The following is a 4,174-nucleotide window of genomic DNA, read 5'->3' on the forward strand; positions in this document are numbered from 1 at the left end:
GCTTGAGACATGCCAGCGCCTGAGATGTGCTAGCGCCTCGACGTGGTCTTGGCGCGGCGCCCCCTGCTGGGCGTGCAACCGGACACGGCGTGACGACTCCCCGCAGACGAGGCGAATATTACCCAGACATCGGGCAGTTTCGTGCCAGGTAGCCGGGCCAGGTGGTCGAGCCAGGTCCAGAGTCCGGACGGGTACACTGCGGGAGAATTGGAACCGCGGCATCACAATCGACGCGTTTCAAGCGCCGCCGCCGTTGCACAATCGAACGATGTCGCCCCTCAGAGCGCCTGGTGGGCTATGTCGGCAAGGCGAGCAGGAGGCGCCGAAGCAGGGGGACGACCGCGAAATAGCCGGGTCGGTCTGCGCTTTGCATAGAGGGCAGCCACCCTACTACCACACCCCCCATCCCCATGCTTCCCACTCTTCTGGTCATCGAAGACGACATCGCGATGCAGCGTTTCCTGGCGCTCTACTTCGCCGACACCTACGAAGTCGTGGTCCAGGAAACGGGCGAGGAGGCGCTAGCCTGGCTCGCGGACCACACCGCCGACGCCATCGTGTGCGACCTCCAGATGCCCGGCATCGACGGCTTCGAGGTCGTCGAGGAGCTGCGCAGCCAGGTAGCCTACGACGTTGTGCCGGTCGTGATGCTCTCCGGCAGCGAGCAGAGTGCCGACCGGGTGCGCTGCCTGCGCCTCGGCGCCGACGACTTCGTCGTGAAGCCCTTCAACCCCGAAGAACTGCGCGCGCGGCTGGACAACCTCCTCCGCCGCATCCGCCGGACCCAGCGCTCGCTGGCTGGATCGGCAGCCTAGACGACTTGGCCGTGGGTATCACGCCCCGGCGATCCCAACCACCTCCACCCTCATGCCTCGCTTCACCCTACTCCTGCTCGCGCTCCTCGTGCTCAGCCCGCACGCTCAGGCGCAGTTTGCTATCACCGAATCCTTCACCGGTGCCACCGCCAACGGGTGGGTGCTCGCACGTGATGCTAAACTCACTGGTGGCGATGAAGACCCGGTTGGCCAGGGTTGGCTGCGACTCACCGATAATGCGGAATTTCGCCGTGGCTATGCCTTCCTAGACACGGCTTTCCCGTCCACGGACGGCGTCGTGGTAGATATCCAGTTTGCCATTTGGGGCGACACGTTCCCCGGCGACGGCTTCACACTGTTCCTCTTCGACGGCGCGCTGTCGGCGAGCGACTTCGACATCGGCGAGTGGGGCGGCTCGCTGGGCTATGCCAACGGCTGCTCTGCACCGGGCGATGAGCGTCCAGGGCTAGCCGGCGCCTACGTTGGCATCGGCTTCGACGAGTTCGGCAACTTCGCCAACCCAGGCGACCGCTGCAAGAACGGTGGGCCGGGCCGGACCGTCAACTCGCTCACCGTGCGCGGTGCCGCCAACACCAGCGACGCCGACGCCACCAACGACTACCCGTTCGTCGCCACGACAGGTACGCTCACGGACCTGCTCTCCTTCCGGCAGAGCACCCGCCCTGACCAGACGAACGACGAGTACCGTCGTGCTCAGATCGCCATCATCCCGAGCGGTACCGGCTTCGCTATCACCGTGAACGTGCAGTTCGGTCAGGGGGCACCCCTCACGGAAGTAATCGCTCCGATCCAACTCGACACGCCGCCTCCCGCCACGCTCAAGCTTGGCTTTGGCTCATCCACAGGGGCCGCTCGGAGCTTCCACGAGATCCGCAACGTCGAGATCAGCGACGCGACCGCGCTGCCGGTGGAGCTGACCAGCTTCCGCGCCACCAGCATCGGCGAGGCCGTCCAACTCGACTGGGCGACATCCTCTGAGACCGTGAACGCGGGCTTCTACGTGGAGATGGTAGACCCGGCTAGCGGCACGGCGGCCTTCGAGACTGCGGGCTTCGTGCGCGGCGCCGGGACGACGGCCGAGTCGCAGCGCTACAGCTTCCGCCTCGACGGCCTCGCGCCCGGCACCTACCAGTTCCGTCTCCGCCAAGTCGACTTCGACGGCACCTTCGAATACTCGCCGGAGGTCGAAGCGCAAGTTCGCCTCGACGAACAGTTCCGAGTCTCGGCCTTCCCGAACCCGTTCCGCGACCGCGCCGAGATCGAGTTCGCCGTAGCCCAAGGCCAAGACGTGCGCGTGGAGGTCTTCGACGTGCTCGGCCGCCGCGTGGCGACGCTCTTCGACGGTACGCTATCGAGCAACACGGTCGGGCGCGCTCGCCTCGAAGGGGCAGGCCTACCGCCGGGCCTCTACCTCGTCCGGATCCAGGGCGAGCGGTTCGAAGAGTTTCGGCGCCTGACCCTCGCGCGCTGACGCCTACACTTCCGTCTCAGACTCCGCACGCGGCGGTCATGGCTTCACGGCCGTGGCCGCCGCGCTCTGTTTGCTGTAGCGCTGTGCGCCCGGCGTGGTGAGAGGTCTGGGCGTGATAGAGTGCCGATGGGTGACGACAGGGCGAATCAGGAAGGGAGGGCGGAGAATGGCGATGCCGTGGTGCCTGAACTCCAGGACAAGCGCAAATGGCGGGTTCTGGGACCTATATGTTCTCCGTATGTGAGGCACCATCTACCTACGGAGCGCCATCTCGTAACACGAGCCCCTGAGCCCCAGGTCGATAGGCGTCGGCGCTCGTCCCACCGACGGTGCGCGGCCGTTCCAATCGACGCGAATAAAGACGATACAAGGACGGATAATGATGCACCATTCTGCGAAATCGCCCTTTCCGGGCTCTGTGGGGCGATGACCGGGAGGGGTACCCTAGCGGCGAAAATCTTTGGCACAGCCACCTGGGCGGATTCCTTGCTACAGAACCGCCCACACCACAATCCTGAACCGCCTCGCGGCTTCCACACCGATTCCACCCGCACCCCATGTCTTTCTTCTCGACCGTCCATCGCCTGCGTGCCTGGAGCCTCACGCTCCTAGGCGCCGGAGCCGTCTTTGTCGGCTGCGATACCGTCGACTCAAGCGCGCCCATTGATCCCGTCGCGGGCGACCCCGACGTGATGACCGTCGCGCCCGACTTTGACTACGCCACCACGCGCACCGTCCGCGCCGATGTGCGCGCGCTCACCAACAGCGACGCCCCGCTCGAAGGCGTCCGCTTCGATGTCTACGACGGCGACAAGCTGCTCGGCTCGGCCCTGACCGACGCTCAAGGGCGCCTCGTCGGCGACTTCGTGGCGTCGGCCACCGCGACCGAACTCACGCTCCGCACCAAATATCTCGGCCTGCCGAGCGAGCAGACCGTCTCGCTCGACGGCGACCGCGTCGTGGCGCAGTTCGGCGGCGACACCGAGGTCGCGCCGTCGCTCGACTTTGCCTCGGCTGCGTCGTCGGCCTTCACCTACATCAGCGCGTACGACAACAGCGGCAAGCCGATCGATCTGATCGCCCCACGCGACGTGATGTCGCAGGACTTCCTCCGCGACCTCAACGCCGCACTTCCTGAGAAGAAGTCGGTGATGACCCGCAACCCGGAGTTCGTCGCCGAGGGCAACCAACTCGACGTGCACCTCACTGCCGAGGCCGATGTGTGGGTGACGTTCGTCCACGAGGGCGCCGGCTACAAGAACGCGTTCGGCTACTATGTCTACGACCCGGCCAACCCGCCCGCCTCCGTTGCCGACCTCACGGAGCACCTCGTCGTCTTCCCCAACGCCTCCTACAACCGGAAGGGCGGCAAGCTGCTGAGCGGCGACAAGATGTACCTCGGCCGCTTCGACGCGGGCATGGCGATTGGCTGGTTCATCGTCCAGGATGGCTGGGACTCGAACGCCCGTGCCGTGAGCGAGACGCGCCAGCGCTACTACTCGAACCCGGCCTTCAACCCGGCTGGCGAGCAGCACAACGTCTTCCTCAACTTCACGGACTACGGCCGCTACGTGCTCGGCTTCGACGACCAGCCGCTCACCTCGGGCGACCAGGACTTCAACGATGTCGTGTTCTACGTGACGGCGAACCCCGTCAGCGCGATCGACCCGACGGACGTAGTGCGCTACGGCTCGGCGCCGCCGGACGCCGACGGCGACGGCGTCCCCGACACCCAGGACGACGCCCCCAACGACCCCACCGTCGCCACCTACGAGTATGGCCCCGCCAAGGACCAGTTCGGCACCCTCGCCTACGAGGACCTCTGGCCCGGACAGGGCGACTACGACTTCAACGACCTCGTCGTCGA

The 4,174-nt window shown here is 66.0% G+C and carries 3 protein-coding genes; all 3 read left to right on the forward strand.

Annotation, left to right across the window (positions count from 1 at the left end; genetic code table 11):
- The first annotated feature begins 410 nt into the window (after window positions 1-410).
- On the forward strand, window positions 411-815 hold the full coding sequence (locus AAFU51_14560; GenBank protein MEO1572474.1) for a response regulator transcription factor: 405 nt from the start codon (window positions 411-413) through the stop codon (window positions 813-815).
- A 52-nt stretch (window positions 816-867) separates the two neighbouring features.
- A complete protein-coding gene (locus AAFU51_14565; GenBank protein MEO1572475.1) occupies window positions 868-2,307 on the forward strand; it encodes a T9SS type A sorting domain-containing protein in 1,440 nt (479 codons plus the stop codon).
- 557 nt (window positions 2,308-2,864) lie between these two features.
- On the forward strand, window positions 2,865-4,174 hold a 1,310-nt coding region (locus AAFU51_14570), incomplete at its 3' end, for an LruC domain-containing protein (protein MEO1572476.1).

The organism is Bacteroidota bacterium (assembly GCA_039821555.1).
GTDB lineage: Bacteria > Bacteroidota > Rhodothermia > Rhodothermales > Rubricoccaceae > JBCBEX01.